Origin of the sequence: Streptomyces sp. NPDC086147 (genome assembly GCF_040702165.1) — a bacterium.
GTDB lineage: Bacteria > Actinomycetota > Actinomycetes > Streptomycetales > Streptomycetaceae > Streptomyces.
On record NZ_JBFBJO010000001.1, the window covers coordinates 706,057 to 724,036 of the forward strand.

Genomic DNA, 17,980 nt, shown 5'->3' on the forward strand with positions numbered 1-17,980 from the left:
TGGGTAAGGTCGACGCGTGCCGAAGCCGCTCAGTCTCCCCTTCGACCCCATCGCCCGCGCCGACGAACTCTGGCAGAAGCGCTGGGGGCCGGTCCCCTCGATGGCCGCGATCACTTCGATCATGCGCGCCCACCAGATCCTCCTCGCGGAGGTCGACGCCGTCGTCAAGCCGTACGGCCTGACCTTCGCGCGGTACGAGGCCCTGGTCCTGCTCACCTTCTCCAAGGCGGGCGAGCTGCCGATGTCCAAGATCGGCGAGCGGCTGATGGTCCACCCCACCTCGGTGACGAACACGGTCGACCGGCTCGTGAGGTCCGGCCTCGTCGCCAAGCGCCCCAACCCCAACGACGGCCGCGGCACCCTCGCCACCATCACCGACAAGGGCCGCGAGGTGGTCGAGGCGGCCACCCGCGACCTGATGGAGATGGACTTCGGCCTCGGCGCGTACGACGCCGAGGAGTGCGCCGAGATCTTCGCGATGCTCCGCCCGCTCCGGGTGTCGGCGAACGACTTCGACGAGGTCTGACCCGCCCGAAGATCGCCCGGAACGTGCGGTTACGCTCGACGGCATGAAATCCAGCGTGCTGACCCGCTACCGCGTCATGGCGTACGTGACCGCGGTCATGCTCCTCATCCTGTGCGCGTGCATGATCGCCAAGTACGGCTTCCACACGGGCGAGGACCTCACCTTCGCGGTCTCCCAGACCCACGGTGTCCTCTACATCATCTACCTCGTCTTCGCCTTCGACCTGGGCTCCAAGGCGCGCTGGCCGTTCGGGAAGCTGCTCTGGGTGCTGGTCTCGGGGACCATCCCCTTCGCCGCCTTCTTCGTCGAGCGCAGGGTCCACCGCGAGACGCTTCCGCTGGTCAGCGGCGCGCAGCCCGTCCCCGCCAAGGCGTAACCCCCACCCCGCGCCACACCGGCGCGGGGTCTGCCATCGACATTTACTAGGACGTCCTAGTAAATTCGAAGCATGGACGCTGACGCCATCGAGGAAGGCCGCCGTCGCTGGCAGGCCCGTTACGACAAGGCCCGCAAGCGGGACGCCGACTTCACCACGCTCTCCGGCGACGCCGTCGAGCCCGTCTACGGGCCCCGGCCCGGGGACGCCTACGAGGGGTTCGAGCGCATCGGCTGGCCCGGTGAGTACCCCTTCACCCGGGGCCTGCACCCGACCGGCTACCGCGGCCGGACCTGGACCATCCGCCAGTTCGCCGGCTTCGGCAACGCCGAGCAGACCAACGAGCGGTACAAGATGATCCTGGCCGCCGGCGGCGGCGGCCTCTCCGTCGCCTTCGACATGCCCACCCTCATGGGCCGCGACTCCGACGACCCCCGCTCGCTCGGCGAGGTCGGCCACTGCGGCGTCGCCATCGACTCCGCCGCCGACATGGAGGTCCTCTTCAAGGACATCCCGCTCGGCGACGTCACGACGTCCATGACGATCTCCGGACCCGCCGTCCCGGCCTTCTGCATGTACCTGGTCGCCGCCGAGCGCCAGGGCGTCGATCCGGCCGTGCTCAACGGCACACTCCAGACCGACATCTTCAAGGAGTACATCGCGCAGAAGGAGTGGCTCTTCGAGCCCGAGCCCCATCTGCGCCTCATCGGCGACCTGATGGAGCACTGCGCGGCGAAGATCCCCGCGTACAAGCCGCTCTCCGTCTCCGGCTACCACATCCGCGAGGCCGGCGCGACGGCCGCGCAGGAGCTCGCGTACACCCTCGCCGACGGCTTCGGCTACGTGGAACTCGGCCTCTCCCGCGGTCTGGACGTCGACGTCTTCGCCCCCGGCCTCTCCTTCTTCTTCGACGCCCACCTCGACTTCTTCGAGGAGATCGCCAAGTTCCGCGCCGCCCGCCGGATCTGGGCCCGCTGGATGAAGGAGGTGTACGGCGCGAAGACCGACAAGGCGCAGTGGCTCCGCTTCCACACCCAGACCGCCGGCGTCTCCCTCACCGCCCAGCAGCCGTACAACAACGTCGTGCGGACCGCGGTCGAGGCCCTCTCCGCGGTCCTCGGCGGCACCAACTCCCTGCACACCAACGCCCTCGACGAGACCCTCGCCCTCCCCAGCGAGCAGGCCGCCGAGATCGCGCTGCGCACCCAGCAGGTGCTCATGGAGGAGACCGGCGTCGCCAACGTCGCGGACCCGCTGGGCGGTTCCTGGTACGTCGAGCAGCTCACCGACCGCATCGAGGCCGACGCCGAGCGGATCTTCGACCAGATCAAGGAGCGCGGCCGCCGCGCCCACCCGGACGGGCGGCACCCGATCGGCCCGATCACCTCCGGCATCCTGCGCGGCATCGAGGACGGCTGGTTCACCGGCGAGATCGCCGAGTCCGCCTTCCAGTACCAGCGCTCCCTGGAGAAGGGCGACAAGCGGGTCGTCGGCGTCAACGTCCACCACGGCTCCGTCACCGGCGACCTGGAGATCCTCCGGGTCAGCCACGAGGTCGAGCGCGAGCAGGTCCGCGTCCTCGGCGAGCGCAGGGGCCACCGGGACGACGCGAAGGTGCGCGCCTCGCTCGACGCCATGCTGGCCGCCGCCCGCGACGGCTCGAACATGATCGGGCCGATGCTGGAGGCCGTCCGCGCCGAGGCCACCCTCGGCGAGATCTGCGACGCCCTGCGCGACGAGTGGGGCGTCTACACGGAGCCCCCGGGCTTCTGAGCCGTCCGGCGCGGGGCAGGGGCGGTACGGGACTTCCCGTACCGCCCCTCACGCGTCCCGGTTCCCGGCCGCCGCCGCGCCCAGGCCCCCCACCAGGAGGGCCGACAGGCGCGCCACCCACGGCTCGTCCACCGGCTCGGCGCTGACCAGGGCGCGGTGCACCACCGCGCCCGCGATCACGTCGAAGATCAGGTCGTCGGTGGCGCCGACGGCCGGCAGGTCCCGGTCGGCCGGGAGTTCGCCGCGTCGCTGCGCCCGCATCCGGCCCTCCAGGACGAGGCGCTTCTGGCGGTCGACGATGGAGGCGCGGATGCGCTCGCGCAGCGGCTCGTCCCGGGTCGACTCGGCGACCACCGCCATCAGGGCCGTCTTGGTCTCGGGGCGTTCGAGGAGTGCCGCGAACTGGAGCACCACGTGCTCGATGTCGGCCCGGAGCGAGCCCAGGTCGGGGAGTTCGAGCTCGTCGAAGAGGACGGCGACCGCGTCCACCACCAGTTCGCTCTTGTTGGCCCAGCGGCGGTAGAGGGTCGTCTTGGCGACCCCGGCGCGGCCGGCGACGTCCCCCATCGTGAGCTTGGACCAGCCCAGCTCGACCAGGGCCGCGCGGGTCGCTTCCAGGATGGCCTCGTCGGCCTCGGTGGAGCGGGGGCGCCCGGTACGGCTGCTGCGGTGGGTGCGGCTACACATGAACGACGACCATACCCGCCGGTAGGTAGGGCGCCAGAGGCCCGCGATGTGAGGCAGTTCACCGTACGGATCGGCCGTCCGCCCTCCCGCCGCCTCCGCCCCGGCAGTTACGCTACGACTCGTAGCGAAAGGCTTTGAGCGGCCCGAGCGACAACCATGGTGCCGGGTGGGGACCCGGTACGGAATCCAGACAACAGAAGACGGGCAACCGTGTCGTCCACGCGTCTCGCACACCGGCGGGAGGCGGGTGGACGGCGCGGTTCGGCCACGGCTTAACGGTTACGCGCGCGGAGGGGGGAGGATGTAGCCATGCAGCCCCGAAACATGTCCATGAGCGGCGTCGTCGACCTCGCCGCGGTGAAGGCGGCCGGAGAGGCCAAGGCGAAGGCGGAGCAGGCGCGCGCCGAAGCCGCCCGGCAGGGCGGAACGGCCGCCGTGCCCCCGTCCGCCCTGGTGATCGACGTCGACGAGGCGGGCTTCGAGCGCGATGTGCTCCAGCGTTCCGCCGAGGTCCCGGTCGTCCTCGACTTCTGGGCCGAGTGGTGCGAGCCCTGCAAGCAGCTCGGCCCCCTCCTGGAGCGGCTCGCCGTCGAGTACCACGGCCGCTTCCTGCTCGCGAAGATCGACGTCGACGCCAACCAGATGCTGATGCAGCAGTTCGGCATCCAGGGAATTCCGGCCGTTTTCGCGGTGGTCGCCGGTCAGGCGCTGCCGCTCTTCCAGGGCGCGGTGCCCGAGGCCCAGATCCGCGAGACCCTCGACCAGCTGATCGCGGTCGGCGAGGAGCGCTTCGGCCTCACCGGCATCGTCGTGGACGCGGACGCCGACCCCTCGGCCCCCGTCGCCGAGCGGCCCGCCGGCCCGTACGACTCCCTCCTCGAAGCGGCGATGGTCGCGCTCGACGCGGGCGACCTGGCCGGTGCCGTCCAGGCCTACAAGAACGTGCTCGCCGACGACCCGGCCCACCCGGAGGCCAAGCTCGGCCTCGCGCAGGCCGAACTCCTCGCCCGCGTGCAGGACCTGGACCCGGGCGCCGTCCGCGGGAACGCCGCCGACAACCCGGCCGACGTCACCGCGCAGCTCGCTGCCGCCGACCTGGATCTGGCGGGCGGCCACGTGCAGGACGCCTTCGGGCGCCTGGTGGAGACCGTGCGCCGCACGGCCGGTGAGGACCGGGACGCGGCGCGGCTGCGGCTCCTGGAGCTGTTCGAGGTGATCGGCGCCGACGACCCGAGGGTGACGGCGGCCCGGCAGGCGCTCGCACGCGTGCTGTTCTGAGGCGTTCGAGACCCCCGCTCCCCGCGCCGAATCGACCGGCGATTTGGCAGCTGAGTGACAAAACGCGGCCGCGCTTTACCAAAACTTGGTAATCGCGGCCGCTGTTACTTGCAGTAAATCGAACCCGGCGTTCTGCCCTGATTCATCCGCCGATCTCCTGACATTCCCCTCCCTTCGAACGCACCCTGTGTGCCCGTTCGGTCCCGTCCCGCCATGACGTGGTTATGCACCCGTTACTAGCCGGTAACGAACCCCCTTGTGCGGGCGCCCGGAATGGACCACGATCGGCCACGCTCGGTCCGAACCGCACGACCCCGGCAACCAACCGGGATCGCGGGGAGGGTCCCCACCGGGCGGACCGGTGCTCCGGCGCCGGTCGCGGACAGGGGGGTTCCCGCTCTCACCGAACGGGGCCTGTCCGATCAGGTCACGCGCACCGCGTGGCCCATGGTTGTCGCTCGGGGGTGATCGCCGGTGACTCGGACGCGCAGCGCGTCGTTCGACGCCCCGGCGCTCTCCTTCCCGAGGACGTAGCTCTTCTCCCATCGCAGAACGGGCCCACGCCCCTTCTGGAGATGTACGTCCGAGAAGGAGGATTCTCATGAAGTCCCAGGTTCGTGGCGGGACCAGATGGAAGCGTTTCGCCGTCGTCATGGTGCCCAGCGTGGTCGCCACCGCGGCGATCGGCGTCGGCCTGGCGCAGGGCGCGCTCGCCGCGTCGTTCGCGATCTCCGGCCAGGAGTTCAAGGTCTCCACCGACAAGCTGGTGGGCACCGAGTTCGTCCAGTACGGCAGTGTCGCCAAGGGCAACAAGCTGGACGGCACGCCGTTCGGCGCCCCGGTCGCGGTCTCCGGCTTCGACACGGCGCACATCACCAACATGTGCCAGTCGGTCGTGACGCCGGTTCCGGGTCTCGGTGACATCACCCTCCGCCTGGAGGCCGGCAACAGCGCCGCCGCCAAGAAGGGTGACACGGACGAGCAGGTCTACGCGAAGGACCTGTACCTCGACGTCTCCTACCTGGAGGCCGACGCCGAGTTCAAGCAGATCGACATCGGCGTCGCGGCCGGCTCGCTGCCGAAGACCAAGGACGGCCAGGGCATCCAGCCCAACACCGAGGCCAACAAGTTCGGCTTCGCCCAGCGCGCCGAGAACGCCACCCTGAGCAACGTCAGGCAGAAGGCGTGGGCCACCACGGCCGCCACCTTCAGGCTTCCCGACCTGAACCTGTCCCTGCACCGGGGCACGGAGAAGGAGTGCTTCAAGGGCTGACCGGTCCCCGGACCGATCCGCCCCGAAGCGGCGGGGCCGCCGGGCGCGGTCCCGCCGCCGGGCGCCCCACGTCGCAACAACAAATATCAGCAACACCGCTTCCAGGGAGCTGTTTTCCATGAGCGCCGAGACCCCTGCCTCCCGCGAAGTCCCCAAGGAGAACCGGTTCAAGGTCTGGCGGCAGACCCGGCCCTTCTGGGCGGGACTGTTCACCCTCCTCGGTGGCGTGCCGATCGCCTACCTCCCCTACGGGGACATGCGGCTCGGCAACATCACCCTCGCGATGAAGACGACCGCCGGATCCAGCGCGCTGATCATCGGCACCCTGCTCATCACGCTCGGTCTGATGATGTGGTTCCAGCCCGCCGTACGCGTCTTCGCGGGCGTCGCGACGATCGTCCTCGGACTGGTCTCCATCCCCGTGTCGAACTTCGGCGGTCTCGGCGTCGGATTCCTGCTCTCCCTCATCGGGGGCGGCATGTCCATCGCCTGGGCTCCCGCGCCGCCGGTCGAGGAGACCGTGGACACGGAGGACGACGCCGAGCCGGAGGCCTCCGCCGAAGCCGGGGCCGTGCTGACGGCCGGGCTCCCGGAGCAGCGCGGACCGGAGCACCACGCGACCCAGAAGACGTTCGATGCCAACGGCGGGAGGAACAGTGCGGGGTGACGAGACCCAGCCGGCGCTCGCGAAGGGCGGACCGCGCCACGCGGCCCCACGCAAGTCGCTGCTGAACAGGATCCAGGGCCCCGCGGGCAAGGCGATGGCGCTGGCCGCCATGCCGACCGCGGTGTTCGTGGGCATGGGCCTCACGCCCAAGATCGCCCTCGCCGACGACAAGGACATCCCCTTCGCCCCCGGCCCCTGCGTGACGCGCTCGGACGAGCCGACGCCGGAGGCCTCGGAGACGGAGAAGGAGAAGGAGACGGCGAAGCCGACGGCCACCCCCTCGGCGACCGCGACCGCGTCCCCCTCGGCCACTCCCTCCGCCACCGCCGCGCCGACGCCGACCGCGACCGGACAGACGACCACGCAGCGGAAGCTGACCACCACCACGGCTCCGAAGCCCGCCGCCACGCCGACCACGACGGCCGCACCCACGCCGGCGAAGTCGAAGAACCCGCTGGACCCGCTGGGTCTGGGCGACGCGCTGAAGGACCTCTTCGACGGCCCGGACCCGAAGCCGACGGCCACGCCCACCACGGCGGCGCCGACGACCCAGGCCCCGACCACCGCGCCGAAGACGAGCACCGCGCCGAAGACGGCCACCGTGCCGAAGGCGACCGTCGCGCCGAAGGCGACCGGAGCTGCGAAGCCGGCCGTCGATCCGGCCGCGAAGCCGGCCGCCGACCCGGCCGCGGAGAAGAAGAAGGCCGCGATCCGCGAGGCCGCCGAGAAGGCCGGTGCCGCGGTCGAGGAGCTGCCCGAGAGCGCGAAGGGCCTCGACGCCAAGAAGGACGAGGACATACCCGAGGGCGCCAAGCCCCGCTTCCCGTGCCCCGAGCGCGACGACGCGGCGCTCGCTGCGGCCGAACTGGAGCCCGGCATCCCGCTGCTCCCGGACGAGCCGTGGGTCCTGGAGAGCACGAAGCTCGATCTGCTGGGCCTGAAGTACCACGGCATCGTCGAGGTGAAGACCTACGGCGGCAAGATCAAGAAGGTGCTGAAGTTCACCGCGAGCAGCGTGGTGATCAAGGACCTGCACCAGATCACGGCCCACTCCGAGGGCCGCAAGGCCCACGTCCGCTCCCTTCCCGCCAACCCCAGGGAAGCCGGCCCGTCGACCATCACCGGCGGCACGGTGACGATGTACACGGAGGAGCTGAAGGGCAACATCTTCGGCCTCCCCTTCGTCCGGGTCACCTTCAGCCCGGAGTCCCCGCCCCCGCTGGACATCCCGCTCGTCTGGTTCACCGACGTGAAGATCAAGCAGGCCGGCCAGTTCGGCGGCACCCTCAAGATCCCGGGTCTCCACAACACGATCGAGCCCGGCTGATCCCCCGTACCGCTCCGGGAGCCGCACGCCGAAGCCCCCGTCCGCACCGGACGGGGGCTTCGGCGTGCGTGCGGGGCGCGTCAGGCGCGCTCGCCGCCGCCCAGGTGGTGCACCCGGACCATGTTCGTGGTGCCGGGAACGCCGGGGGGCGAGCCGGCCGTGATGACCATGGTGTCGCCCTCGTTGTGGCGCTGGAGCTTGAGGAGCTCGGCGTCTACGAGGTCGACCATCGCGTCGGTGTTGTCCACGTGCGGGACGACGAAGGACTCGACGCCCCAGCTCAGGGTGAGCTGGTTGCGGGTGTTCTCGTCCGTCGTGAAGGCGAGGATCGGCTGCTGGACGCGGTAGCGCGAGAGGCGGCGGGCGGTGTCGCCGGACTGGGTGAAGGCGACCAGCGCCTTGCCGCCCAGGAAGTCCGCGATCTCGCAGGCCGCGCGGGCCACCGAACCGCCCTGGGTGCGCGGCTTCTTGCCCTGGACCAGGGGCTGGAGGCCCTTGGAGAGCAGCTCCTCCTCGGCCGCCGTGACGATCTTCGACATCGTCTTGACGGTCTCGATCGGGTACGCGCCGACCGAGGACTCGGCCGACAGCATGACCGCGTCGGCGCCGTCCAGGATCGCGTTGGCGACGTCGCTCGCCTCGGCGCGGGTCGGACGCGAGTTGGTGATCATCGACTCCATCATCTGGGTGGCGACGATGACCGGCTTGGCGTTCCGGCGACAGAGCTCCACCAGGCGCTTCTGCACCATCGGGACCTTCTCCAGCGGGTACTCCACAGCGAGGTCGCCGCGGGCCACCATGACCGCGTCGAACGCGGCGACGACGTCGGCCATGTTCTCGACGGCCTGCGGCTTCTCCACCTTGGCGATGACGGGGACCCGGCGGCCCTCCTCGTCCATCACCTTGTGGACGTCCTTGACGTCGTCGGCGTCCCGGACGAACGACAGGGCGACCATGTCGCAGCCCATCCGCAGGGCGAAGCGCAGGTCGTCGACGTCCTTCTCGGACAGGGCCGGGACGTTCACGGCCGCGCCGGGCAGGTTGATGCCCTTGTGGTCCGAGACGACACCGCCCTCGATGACGATGGTCCTGACCCGGGGGCCCTCGACCTCGACCACCCGCAGCTCGACGTTGCCGTCGTTGATGAGGACCTGGTCGCCCTTGGAGACGTCGCCCGGCAGACCCTTGTAGGTGGTGCCGCAGATCGACTTGTCGCCCGGGACGTCCTCGGTGGTGATGGTGAACTCGTCACCGCGCACCAGCTCGACCGGTCCCTCGGCGAAGGTCTCCAGACGGATCTTCGGGCCCTGGAGGTCCGCCAGGACCCCGACGGCGCGCCCGGTGTCCGCGGAGACCTGCCGGACGCGGTCGTACCGCTCCTGGTGCTCTGCCTGGGTACCGTGGCTGAAGTTGAATCGGGCCACGTTCATGCCGGCCTCGATGAGAGCCTTCAGCTGCTCATACGAGTCGACGGCGGGGCCCAGCGTGCAGACGATTTTGGAACGGCGCATGAGGCGGATCCTATCGGTTTGTTTCACTGCGGAATATTCCGACTGGCGGAAAGTACAAATGGGCGGGCGGCCGCTCAAGCGATCACTCGTTCGAGGCCTCCGCGTCCCGTTCGAGCAGGTCCCGCACGAGCGATTCCTGTCCGGGTGATTCCTCTCCGAGCGGTTCCCGCCCGACCGGGCCCCGTACGAGCGCGTAGCTCTGGCGCGCGATCTCCAGCTCCTCGTCCGTCGGCACCACGGCGACCGCCACCCGCGCGTACTCCGGCGAGATGAACCGCGCCTCGTCCGAGCGCACCGCGTTGAGCTCCGCGTCCACCGCGAGCCCCAGCTCCTCCAGACCCGCGATCGCCGCCTGCCGCACCGGCGCCGCGTTCTCGCCCACCCCCGCCGTGAACGCCACCGCGTCCACCCGGCCGAGCACCGCGTAGTACGCCCCGATGTACTTCTTCAGCCGGTGGACGTAGACGTCGAAGGCGAGCGCCGCCCGCTCGTCGCCCTCGTCGATCCGGCGGCGGATCTCCCGCATGTCGTTGTCGCCGCAGAGCCCCACCAGACCGGACCGCTTGTTCAGCAGGACGTCGATCTCGTCCGCCGACATCCCCGCCACCCGACGCAGGTGGAAGGTGACCGCCGGGTCGATGTCGCCCGACCGGGTCCCCATGACCAGGCCCTCCAGGGGCGTCAGGCCCATCGAGGTGTCCACGCACCGGCCGCCCCGCACCGCCGACGCGGACGCCCCGTTCCCCAGGTGCAGCACGATCACGTTCACCTCCTCCGGCGCCTTGCCGAGCAGCCGCGCCGTCTCCCGCGAGACGTACGCGTGCGAGGTGCCGTGGAAGCCGTACCGCCGGATCCGGTGCGCGTCGGCGGTCTCCACGTCGATCGCGTACCGCGCCGCCGACTCCGGCATCGTGGTGTGGAAGGCGGTGTCGAAGACCGCCACCTGCGGCAGGTCGGGCCGCAGCACCATCGCCGTGCGGATGCCGATCAGGTTCGCCGGGTTGTGCAGCGGCGCCACCGGCACGAGCCGCTCGATCTCCGCGAGCACCTCGCCGTCGACCACCGTCGGCTCGGTGAACCGCAGCCCGCCGTGCACCACCCGGTGCCCGATCGCCGCCAGTTCGGGGGAGTCCAGGCCGAGCCCGTCCGCCGCCAGCTCCCCGGCGACGGCCTTCAGGGCGGCCGAGTGGTCGGAGATCGGACCGTCCTTCTCGCGCCGGCCGCCGCCCTCCCGGAGCGGGGTGTGCGCGATCCGCGAGGTCTCCTCGCCGATCCGCTCCACGATCCCCTGCGCCAGGCGGCTGCCGTCGCGCATGTCGATGAGCTGGTACTTCAGCGACGAGGAACCGGAGTTGAGGACGAGTACACGCGTGGGCGCGGTCATGCGGGGAGCTCCTGACCCTGGGACTGGATCGCCGTGATGGCGACCGTGTTGACGATGTCGCTGACGAGCGCGCCGCGCGAGAGGTCGTTCACGGGCTTGCGCAGGCCCTGGAGGACCGGGCCGACGGCCACGGCGCCGGCCGAACGCTGCACGGCCTTGTACGTGTTGTTGCCGGTGTTCAGGTCGGGGAAGATCAGCACCGACGCCTGCCCCGCCACCTCCGAACCCGGCAGCTTCGTCGCCGCCACCGAGGGCTCCACGGCCGCGTCGTACTGGATGGGCCCCTCGATCCGCAGCTCCGGGTGCGCCTCCCGGACGAGCTTGGTCGCCTCCCGCACCTTGTCGACGTCGGCGCCGGAGCCCGAGGTGCCCGTGGAGTACGAGAGCATCGCGATCCGCGGCTCCACGCCGAACCGGGCCGCGGTGGCCGCCGACTGGACGGCGATGTCCGCGAGCTGCTCGGCGTCCGGGTCCGGGTTGACCGCGCAGTCGCCGTACACGAGGACCTTGTCCGCCAGGCACATGAAGAAGACCGACGAGACGATCGACGCCTCCGGCTTCGTCTTGATGATCTCGAAGGCCGGGCGGATCGTCGCGGCCGTGGAGTGCACCGAGCCGGACACCATCCCGTCGGCCAGGCCCTCCTGGACCATCAGGGTGCCGAAGTAGTTCACGTCCGACACCACGTCGTACGCCAGCTCCACGGTGACGCCCTTGTGGGCGCGCAGCGCCGCGTACTTCTCCGCGAACGAGTCCCGCAGCTCCGAGGTGTGCGGGTCGATGAGCTGCGTGTCGCGCAGGTCCACGCTCAGGTCGGCGGCCTTCTTGCGGATGGTCTCCACGTCGCCGAGCAGCGTCAGGTCGCACACGTCCCGGCGCAGCAGCACGTCGGCCGCGCGCAGGACCCGCTCCTCCGTGCCCTCCGGCAGCACCACCCGGCGCCGGTGGGCCCGCGCCTGTTCGAGCAGCTCGTGCTCGAACATCATCGGGGTGACCCGGCCGCTGCGGGCCACCGAGACCCGCTTGAGCAGGTCGGCGGTGTCCACGTGCCGCTCGAACAGGCCGAGCGCGGTCTCCGCCTTGCGCGGGGTGGCCGCGTTCAGCTTGCCCTCCAGGGCGAAGAGTTCGGCGGCCGTCGGGAAGCTGTTCCCGGCGACCGAGACCACCGGGGTGCCGGGCGCGAGCCGGGCCGCCAGGGTCAGGATCTCCTCGCTGGGCCGCTCGTTCAGGGTGAGCACCACCCCGGCGATCGGCGGGGTGCCGGCCGAGTGCGCGGCGAGCGCGCCGACGACCAGGTCGGCCCGGTCCCCGGGGGTGACGACCAGACAGCCGGGCGTCAGGGCGTTCAGGAAGTTCGGCAGCATCGCGCCGCCGAAGACGAAGTCCAGGGCGTCCCGGGCGAGCCCGGCGTCGTCCCCGAGGACGACGGTGGCGCCGAGCGCGTGGGTGATCTGGGCGACGGTCGGCGCCGACAGGGCCGGCTCGTCCGGCAGGACGTAGCAGGGCACGGGCAGCCGGGCCGCGAGCCGCTCCGCGATCGCCTCCCGGTCCTCGGCCGCCACCCGGTTGACCACCATCGCGAGCACGTCGCAGCCGAGCCCGTCGTACGCCCGGAAGGCGTTGCGCGCCTCGGCCCGCACGGACTCCGCCGACTGGCCCTTGCCGCCGACCACCGGGATGACGGAGGCGCCGAACTCGTTGGCGAGCCGGGCGTTGATCGCCAGCTCGTCGGGGAGCTGGGTGGCGGCGAAGTCGGTGCCGAGGACGAGGACGACCTCGTACTCCCGGGCGACGGCGTGGAAGCGGTCGACCAGCCGGGAGACCAGCTCGTCGGTGCCCCGTTCGGCCTGGAGGGCCGAGGCCTCGTGGTAGTCCATGCCGTAGACCGTCGAGGCGTCCTGCGAGAGCCGGTAGCGGGCGCGCAGCAGGTCGAAGAGCCGGTCGGGCCCGTCGTGCACCAGCGGCCGGAACACCCCCACCCGGTCCACCTGGCGGGTGAGGAGCTCCATGACTCCCAGCTCGACGACCTGGCGGCCGTCCCCGCGGTCGATCCCGGTCACGTACACGCTGCGCGTCACGCCGTGGTCTCCTGTCCAGTCCTGCGGAAGGGCCCGGGCGGTGCCCCCACTCCGCCTTCCCGGCCCGTACGTCAATCAAAAGGGCTCGGAAAGCCCCGATAGGGCGGCATTACCCCCTTGACAATACCCCCGGCGGTGGCTAGGTCGCCCGCCGGACGAAAGGCCCGGAACCCCGGACCGAAAGGCCTCCGGGGGAGGCCCGGGAAGGCCGGCGGGAGGGACGTCCGGGGGCGGCCGTGAGGGCCCCCGGAAGGGTGCCCGGGGACCGTCGTGAGGGACGCGCGGAACGGCGGCGAGCGCGCCCCTCAGGCCCGGCGTGTGAGAATTGCCCTGGCTCACACGGACCGCGACCGAGCAGGAGACACAGCACGATGCGCATCGGAGTTCTCACCGCAGGCGGCGACTGCCCCGGCCTGAACGCAGTGATCCGGTCGGTCGTGCACCGGGCGATGACCGGCCACGGAGACGAGGTCATCGGCTTCGAGGACGGGTTCAAGGGCCTCCTCGACGGCCACTTCCGGCCCCTCGACCTCAACGCCGTCAGCGGCATCCTGGCCCGCGGCGGCACCATCCTCGGCTCGGCCCGCCTGGAGCGGAACCGGCTGCGCGAGGCCGCCGAGTCCGCCGCCGACCTGGCCCACCAGTACGGCATCGACGTCCTCATCCCGATCGGCGGCGAGGGCACCCTGACCGCCGCCCGGATGCTCTCCGACGCCGGCATGCCCGTCGTCGGCGTCCCGAAGACCATCGACAACGACATCTCCTCCACGGACCGCACCTTCGGCTTCGACACCGCCGTCGGCGTCGCTACCGAGGCCATGGACCGCCTCAAGACCACCGCCGAGTCCCACCAGCGCGTGATGGTCGTCGAGGTGATGGGCCGCCACGCCGGCTGGATCGCCCTGGAGTCCGGCATGGCCGGCGGCGCGCACGGCATCTGCCTCCCCGAGCGCCCCTTCGAGGTCGACGACCTCGTCAAGATGGTCGAGGAACGCTTCGCGCGCGGCAAGAAGTTCGCGGTCATCTGCGTCGCCGAGGGCGCGCACCCGGCCGAGGGCTCGATGGAGTACGCCAAGGGCGAGATCGACCAGTTCGGCCACGAGCGCTTCCAGGGCATCGGGACCCAGCTCGCCGTCGAGCTGGAGCGGCGCCTCGGCAAGGAGGCCCGTCCGGTCATCCTCGGCCACGTCCAGCGCGGCGGCACCCCGACCGCGTACGACCGCGTCCTCGCGACCCGCTTCGGCTGGCACGCGGTCGAGGCGGCGCACCGCGGCGACTTCGGGCGGATGACGGCGCTGCGCGGCACGAACATCGAGATGGTGCCGCTGGCGGAGGCCGTGACCCAGCTCAAGAGGGTCCCGGCGGACCGCATGCGCGAGGCGGAGTCCGTCTTCTAGGGCCCGTCCGACCCTGATCCGCCGGACACGCCCCGGCCCTCGTACGCCGGAAGCGGCCCCGACCGTCCCCCCGTGGACGGTCGGGGCCGTTCCCGTGCGGCACGCCCCCGGAAATGCCGGATTCCACTCTTGAGCCCGAGCACGAGATCAACAAGGCTTGGGGCCTGTCCCGGACATGTCCCGATCCTGTCCGCCCGTCCGGGAGGAGGGGGAGGCGCGGATGACGCCGGGGGAGCACGCCCCTGACCCGCGGGGCGCCCGGAGCCCCGCCGAGTTCCTCGCGCGCCTCCGGGCGCTCAAGGACTGGTCGGGCCTGACGTACCGCGAGCTCTCGGCGCGGGCGGAGGCGCGCGGGGACGTCCTGCCCCGCTCCACGGTGGCGAACATGCTGTCCCGCGCGACCCTGCCCCGCGAGGACCTCCTGACCGCCTTCGTCCGCGCGTGCGGGGCCGGACCGGCCGCGCCGGAGCGGTGGCGGACGGTACGGAGGGAGCTCGCGGAGCGGAGGGGGTACGGGGCGGTGGAGGCGGATCCGGATGAGGACGCGGATCCGGGGCCGGACTCGGAGTCCGCGACGGAGGGCCCGGGGCCGACGGACGCGAAGCCGACGGACCCGGTGCGTGAAGAGGCCTCTGCCTCCGAGGGAGCCCCCGCCCCCGAACAGGCCCCCGACGCCCCGCCCGTCTGGCCCTCCGCCCCCGTCGTCGAGCCTTCCGGGCCGGGGACCGGCGGGGCCCGGTCGCGAATACGCCGCCTCCTCGTCCCGGCGATCGCGGTCGCCGCCCTCGTGTTCGCCGGGGTCAGCGTCGTCGCCTTCCTGCGGGACGGCCACACCGGGCACCCGCCCCGCACCCCCACCGCGCCCGCCGCCGGCGACGTGCGCATCCGGGTGGCCGGCACCGACCTCTGCCTCGGCGAGCGGCGCGGCACCCGGAGCGGCCAGATCCACCAGGTGCCGTGCGCCGCCGCGGACGTCCCGCTGTACGCGCTCGCGGAGGCGGGCGGCGGACGGTGGCGGATCGCCTCCGACCACCCCGACTACGGCGCCGGCTGCTCCGGCATCCCCTCCGGCGGGCGCGTGCCCGGCGCGCCGTACGAGGACTCCGAGTGCGGCGACCCCACCCGGATCGAGCAGTTCTCCCTGGAGCCGTACGGCACTCCCGTCGAGGGCTACCGGATCGTCCCGGCCGGCTCCGCGCCCCCCGGCGGCTGCGTCACCGTCGTCGGCGACCGCACGGCCGCCTGGGCCCGCCTCGCCCTGGCCCCCTGCGCACCGGACGCCGCGGGCCAGCTCTTCGACTTCGACCGCCGGGACTAGGACCTTCGACCGCCGGGACCGCAATCCGGCCCCCGCCCCTACACCGCCACCGGCGCGAACGGGTGCATCTCGTCGCCGTCCGGCTGGACGATGCCGTAACTGCCCTCCGGCACCTCGTTCCAGGCGCCGGGCAGGTCGCCCAGGGGCTCGGAGACGATGAGGCGCGTGCCCTCGGAGGCGCCCTGGAGGAACGTGACGTCGGGGTGCAGCCGGCGCAGCGTCTCCACCCGGCTGCTGTAGAACAGGGACCGGGAAGCGCGCTCGCTGGAGTAGCGGAAGGCCCAGAGGCGTTCGCCGTCGCTGACGGCCAGCGTCATCTGGAGGGGGAACTCCACGCCGTGCTCGCGGCCGACGCGTTCCACCGTTCCCGCCATCCGGGCGATCGCGCCGGGCGGGTCCCGGTCGAGGCCGAAGGTGAGGGCCAGGTAGAACATCACCTCGGAGTCCGTCGTCCCTTCGAGGTCCGCGTACAGCGCCGGGTCGACGAGCAGGGTGAGGGCGCGGCGCACGCGGTGGAACTCCGCGACGGCGCCGTTGTGCATGAACATCCAGCGGCCGTGCCGGAACGGGTGGCAGTTCGACTGCTGCACCGCCGTCCCGGTCGACGCCCGGATGTGGGCGAAGAAGAGCGGCGAGCGGACGTGGTCCGCCAGCTCCCGCAGGTTGCGGTTGCTCCAGGCGGGGCCGATCTCCCGGAAGAGCGCCGGGGAGTCGGTGCCCTCCGTGTACCAGCCGACGCCGAACCCGTCGCCGTTGGTGGTCTCCACGCCGAGCTTGGAGTGCAGGCTCTGGTCGATCAGGGAGTGCTCAGGCTTGTACAGGATGGTGTCGAGCAGGACGGGCGTGCCCGAGTACGCCAGCCATCGGCACATGCGTCATCACCTGGGTCTCTGCCGTGCTCCGGGAGCGGCGGGGGAGGCGCCCCGTCCGGCCCTCCCATTCTCGGGCCCCTCACCCGGGCGTGCCACGCGTGCGCGTCCCGGAGGGCCCGTCCGGGCCCGCCCCGGTGCCGTCCGCCCAGACGAGCGGGTACGCCTCGCCGCCGGTCCGCTCGACCCACCGGAGGCGGTCGAGCACGACGGCGCGCCGGTCCTCGGGGGCCCGCTCCGCCAGCCCGCGCAGCAGGTCGCGCGTCCTGCGCAGCGCCATCGGGGACCCGGTGGCGGCGAGGAGCACGTCGTCGACGGCGGTCCGGACGCAGCGGTCCCAGCCCGGGACCGGAACGCTCACCCGGGTCCGTCCGGCGGGGTCGTGGAACCGTCCGACGTCCAGGTCGCGGCCGGCGAGGAGGAGCAGCAGGGCCTCCAGGCGGTCCAGGGCCTCCACCGCCGTGGCCGGGTCGTTCACCGCCGGGGACAGGGCGCGCAGGGCGATGTCGGCGAGGAGCCGCAGGGGGAGTTCGGGATCCTGGTCGAAGGTGCGCTCCACCCCCGTCGACAGGGCTCCGAGGAGCGTCGCCGCCCGCGGGCCGTCCCCGGTCACCCGGGCGATCACCGTGCCCTCCGACAGGGTCGTACCGGGGGCGACGCGGAAGGCGACCGAGGAGCCGTCCTTCCGGGCGGCGTCCAGGAGGAGGGGCACGTCGACGCTCTGGAGCACGGCGGGCGGACCCGTCCAGCGCACTTCCGCGTACGTGCCCGTTTCCGGCTCCGGCCGCGCCTTGGGGGAGGGCGGCGCGTACGGGCGGACGTACAGGCCGTCGTACAGGGCGTGCGCGCGGGCGGTGATCGCGGTGAGCGCGTGGCCGAGCTGGATCGAGTCGAACGCCTTCATCTGGAGGGTGCGCATCAGACCGAGCGCGATCAGGGTGAAAACCATGGCCGCGCACGGGACGAAGGCGGAGACGGTCGTCCGCGAGCCGATGGCCAGGCCCGAGGTGACGCAGAAGACGAACAGGCCGATGGCGAAGGCGAACGTCCGCCAGACGACCGGCTCGTGGCGGAACAGGCCGAGGCGCGGGGTGAACGTGCTCGCGGAGAACTGGACGACCAGGAAGAGCACCGAGTAGATGACGCTCACCAGGCCGATGACGCCGAAGCCCAGGGGGAACAGCACGCTCACCACCCGGCCCGCGTCCACCTGCGGTCCGCCGGTGACCAGCGGTGCCACCAGCCCCAGTCCCAGACCGGCGACCGCGCACAGCAGTTGGGAGAGGTCCCGGCGCACGGCGCGCGAGGGGCGCCGGAACGGCGTGGCGCGCCGGGGGCGTCGCCGCGCCCCGGACCGGGTGGCGCCGTCGGCATGACCCGCCATCCGGCCTCCTCCGGGATCGCCGTGGACCGCGTGCGGAGAGGGTGCCGTCCGGCCGGCCGCCGCCCCGTGACCGAGGTCGGGGACACGGCGGCCGCCGGACCGGTGTCCGCCCGTCGACCGTACCCCGCGGGG

General features: G+C 72.1%; 15 protein-coding genes. 9 read left to right on the plus strand and 6 right to left on the minus strand.

Annotated features, from left to right (window positions below; translation table 11 throughout):
- Positions 1–16: 16 nt before the first annotated feature.
- The 3 genes from AB0398_RS03400 (at position 17) to AB0398_RS03410 (ending at position 2,675) form a co-directional block, all read left to right on the plus strand.
- Positions 17–526 carry a MarR family transcriptional regulator gene (locus AB0398_RS03400; RefSeq protein WP_366371993.1) on the plus strand — a complete coding sequence of 170 codons (510 nt, stop codon included), beginning with the start codon at positions 17–19 and terminating at the stop codon, positions 524–526.
- Between the two features lie 43 nt (positions 527–569).
- Entirely contained in the window at positions 570–902 is a 333-nt protein-coding gene (locus AB0398_RS03405; protein ID WP_366371995.1) for a DUF3817 domain-containing protein, read from the plus strand.
- Between the two features lie 72 nt (positions 903–974).
- Positions 975–2,675 (plus strand): methylmalonyl-CoA mutase family protein, encoded by a 1,701-nt coding sequence (locus tag AB0398_RS03410; RefSeq protein ID WP_366371997.1) that lies wholly within the window; start codon positions 975–977, stop codon positions 2,673–2,675.
- 48 nt (positions 2,676–2,723) lie between these two features.
- Here AB0398_RS03410 and AB0398_RS03415 read toward each other — a convergent pair whose 3' ends face one another.
- On the minus strand, positions 2,724–3,362 hold the full coding sequence (locus AB0398_RS03415) for a TetR/AcrR family transcriptional regulator (protein WP_366371999.1): 639 nt from the start codon (positions 3,360–3,362) through the stop codon (positions 2,724–2,726).
- A gap of 309 nt (positions 3,363–3,671) precedes the next feature.
- Between AB0398_RS03415 and AB0398_RS03420 the strand changes: the two genes are divergently transcribed.
- From AB0398_RS03420 to AB0398_RS03435, 4 genes are all read left to right on the plus strand, one after another.
- The gene (locus AB0398_RS03420; protein ID WP_366372001.1) at positions 3,672–4,640 is read left to right on the plus strand and encodes a tetratricopeptide repeat protein; all 969 of its coding nucleotides are present in this window, start codon (positions 3,672–3,674) and stop codon (positions 4,638–4,640) included.
- A gap of 601 nt (positions 4,641–5,241) precedes the next feature.
- Positions 5,242–5,913 (plus strand): DUF6230 family protein, encoded by a 672-nt coding sequence (locus AB0398_RS03425; RefSeq protein ID WP_366372003.1) that lies wholly within the window; start codon positions 5,242–5,244, stop codon positions 5,911–5,913.
- Positions 5,914–6,031: 118 nt separating this feature from the next.
- Positions 6,032–6,580 carry a DUF6114 domain-containing protein gene (locus AB0398_RS03430; RefSeq protein WP_366372005.1) on the plus strand — a complete coding sequence of 183 codons (549 nt, stop codon included), beginning with the start codon at positions 6,032–6,034 and terminating at the stop codon, positions 6,578–6,580.
- Positions 6,570–7,907, plus strand: coding sequence for a hypothetical protein (locus tag AB0398_RS03435; RefSeq protein WP_366372007.1), 1,338 nt, complete (start codon positions 6,570–6,572; stop codon positions 7,905–7,907). The genes AB0398_RS03430 and AB0398_RS03435 overlap by 11 nt, the downstream gene beginning before the upstream one ends.
- Positions 7,908–7,987: 80 nt before the next feature.
- Here AB0398_RS03435 and pyk read toward each other — a convergent pair whose 3' ends face one another.
- The 3 genes from pyk to pta all read right to left on the minus strand — a co-directional run bounded on the left by pyk (position 7,988) and on the right by pta (position 12,880).
- Positions 7,988–9,418 (minus strand): pyruvate kinase, encoded by a 1,431-nt coding sequence (gene pyk, locus AB0398_RS03440; RefSeq protein ID WP_366372009.1) that lies wholly within the window; start codon positions 9,416–9,418, stop codon positions 7,988–7,990.
- Between the two features lie 82 nt (positions 9,419–9,500).
- Complete coding sequence (locus AB0398_RS03445; RefSeq protein WP_366372011.1) at positions 9,501–10,802, minus strand: acetate kinase; 1,302 nt, start codon at positions 10,800–10,802, stop codon at positions 9,501–9,503.
- A complete protein-coding gene (gene pta, locus AB0398_RS03450; RefSeq protein ID WP_366372013.1) occupies positions 10,799–12,880 on the minus strand; it encodes a phosphate acetyltransferase in 2,082 nt (693 codons plus the stop codon). The genes AB0398_RS03445 and pta overlap by 4 nt, the downstream gene beginning before the upstream one ends.
- A 371-nt stretch (positions 12,881–13,251) precedes the next feature.
- On the opposite strand from pta, the gene AB0398_RS03455 reads away from it, so the two are divergent.
- Positions 13,252–14,277: an ATP-dependent 6-phosphofructokinase gene (locus AB0398_RS03455; RefSeq protein ID WP_366372015.1), complete on the plus strand. Its 1,026-nt coding sequence runs from the start codon at positions 13,252–13,254 to the stop codon at positions 14,275–14,277.
- Between the two features lie 220 nt (positions 14,278–14,497).
- Complete coding sequence (locus tag AB0398_RS03460; RefSeq protein ID WP_366372017.1) at positions 14,498–15,595, plus strand: helix-turn-helix domain-containing protein; 1,098 nt, start codon at positions 14,498–14,500, stop codon at positions 15,593–15,595.
- 38 nt (positions 15,596–15,633) lie between these two features.
- Here the strand turns inward: AB0398_RS03460 and AB0398_RS03465 are convergent, their stop codons facing one another.
- Both AB0398_RS03465 and AB0398_RS03470 read right to left on the minus strand, forming a co-directional pair.
- Complete coding sequence (locus AB0398_RS03465) at positions 15,634–16,467, minus strand: class II glutamine amidotransferase (protein ID WP_366372019.1); 834 nt, start codon at positions 16,465–16,467, stop codon at positions 15,634–15,636.
- A 79-nt stretch (positions 16,468–16,546) separates the two neighbouring features.
- The gene (locus AB0398_RS03470) at positions 16,547–17,848 is read right to left on the minus strand and encodes a DUF2254 family protein (RefSeq protein ID WP_366372021.1); all 1,302 of its coding nucleotides are present in this window, start codon (positions 17,846–17,848) and stop codon (positions 16,547–16,549) included.
- Positions 17,849–17,980 lie beyond the last annotated feature (132 nt).

Bases quoted from the DNA above. Each gene is read 5' to 3' on its own strand.
- AB0398_RS03405 (WP_366371995.1), top strand. From the start codon at position 570: ATGAAATCCAGCGTGCTGACCCGCTACCGCGTCATGGCGTACGTGACC.
- AB0398_RS03410 (WP_366371997.1), top strand. From the start codon at position 975: ATGGACGCTGACGCCATCGAGGAAGGCCGCCGTCGCTGGCAGGCCCGT.
- AB0398_RS03415 (WP_366371999.1), bottom strand. From the start codon at position 3,362: ATGTGTAGCCGCACCCACCGCAGCAGCCGTACCGGGCGCCCCCGCTCC.
- AB0398_RS03420 (WP_366372001.1), top strand. From the start codon at position 3,672: ATGCAGCCCCGAAACATGTCCATGAGCGGCGTCGTCGACCTCGCCGCG.
- AB0398_RS03425 (WP_366372003.1), top strand. From the start codon at position 5,242: ATGAAGTCCCAGGTTCGTGGCGGGACCAGATGGAAGCGTTTCGCCGTC.
- AB0398_RS03430 (WP_366372005.1), top strand. From the start codon at position 6,032: ATGAGCGCCGAGACCCCTGCCTCCCGCGAAGTCCCCAAGGAGAACCGG.
- pyk (WP_366372009.1), bottom strand. From the start codon at position 9,418: ATGCGCCGTTCCAAAATCGTCTGCACGCTGGGCCCCGCCGTCGACTCG.
- AB0398_RS03445 (WP_366372011.1), bottom strand. From the start codon at position 10,802: ATGACCGCGCCCACGCGTGTACTCGTCCTCAACTCCGGTTCCTCGTCG.
- AB0398_RS03455 (WP_366372015.1), top strand. From the start codon at position 13,252: ATGCGCATCGGAGTTCTCACCGCAGGCGGCGACTGCCCCGGCCTGAAC.
- AB0398_RS03460 (WP_366372017.1), top strand. From the start codon at position 14,498: ATGACGCCGGGGGAGCACGCCCCTGACCCGCGGGGCGCCCGGAGCCCC.
- AB0398_RS03465 (WP_366372019.1), bottom strand. From the start codon at position 16,467: ATGTGCCGATGGCTGGCGTACTCGGGCACGCCCGTCCTGCTCGACACC.
- AB0398_RS03470 (WP_366372021.1), bottom strand. From the start codon at position 17,848: ATGGCGGGTCATGCCGACGGCGCCACCCGGTCCGGGGCGCGGCGACGC.